General features: G+C 31.4%; 1 pseudogene. It reads right to left on the bottom strand.

Annotated features, from left to right (window positions below):
* Positions 1-1,153, bottom strand: a pseudogene (locus F6K63_RS36975) (IS4 family transposase); the annotation flags it as partial.

A 1,153-nucleotide genomic window follows, 5' to 3' on the forward strand; every position in this document is an offset into this window, starting at 1 on the left:
CTGGGGGGGCGACATGAGAGCTAAAAAGTAGACTGTATAAGCTTCATAGCTCTCATACCTCGTAAATAATGATCGAGCTTATGACGACTTAAATGCATCAAATTTTCAACTAATCCCCAACATTTATCCATAAAATTAATCCATTTTTGAGCATACATTCCAATATAAAAATTACTATGTCTTTTAGTTAATCGTCCATATTCTTTGACTCTACCTACATAGTCCTGAACTCCTTTTTTAGTAATTATTTCTCCTTTGATTGTGGCAATAAAGTAAGCAAAAGAGATTATAATAAGTAAAGATATAAAGCGTTTGCCGACAACATTACTGCCTTCCATATTATATCCACCACTTTTATAATCTCGGAACATTTCCTCAATATCAAAACGTTTTCTATAAGCGGATATTGCCTCAGATGCTTCGCTCATATTTGTTAGAATAAACCAACCTTCTTTGGTTACTGACTTTCGATAACTTTTCTTCCATTTACAGGCAATACTAAATCCTGATACTTGTTGAGTTTTTGTGACTTTAACTTTTTCAAAAAATAACGAAATTCCTGGCTTTAATCCAGAGTTTTTCAAGGAAATCCACCCCTGATTTTTTATTTCAATTTGCTCGTTTTGTTTAAGTCTTAAACACAAATGAAAACCTTGTTTATCTAACCACTCAGCCAATTTAACTGAACAAAATTCCCGGTCTCCAAGAATGACTATTTGATAGTCATCAAATAGCCCTATAATGGGTGAAATTAGTTGTTTCTGCTCCGAAAAATTACTTGAACCCAATTTTGATAGAAGTTGAAAATAAACGGGAATCGCTCGGTTTTTATAAATTAAGCTAACCACCAATAAATTCTTGTCATTCCAATTAGTTCTATCGATAGCTAAATAGATTTTTTGCTGTTTATCAAATGTTTGATATATCCATTCTCTAATAATTGGAAACCACAGGTCTTGGATTTGAAATATTGGTAATGACAAAAATCTCTGTAACTTTTTACGCCTTGAGTTACATTTAATAGGCAAAGGTAAAGATTCAGCAATTTTTTCGAGTTTAATATTCTTGATATCTTGAACAATAATTACTACAAGGTAAAAAAACAATAATTGAGATTCGGAAAGTAGATTTTTTAGATGTTTTTGGTATAATT

Source organism: Moorena sp. SIO1G6, from assembly GCF_010672795.1.
Lineage (GTDB): Bacteria > Cyanobacteriota > Cyanobacteriia > Cyanobacteriales > Coleofasciculaceae > Moorena > Moorena producens.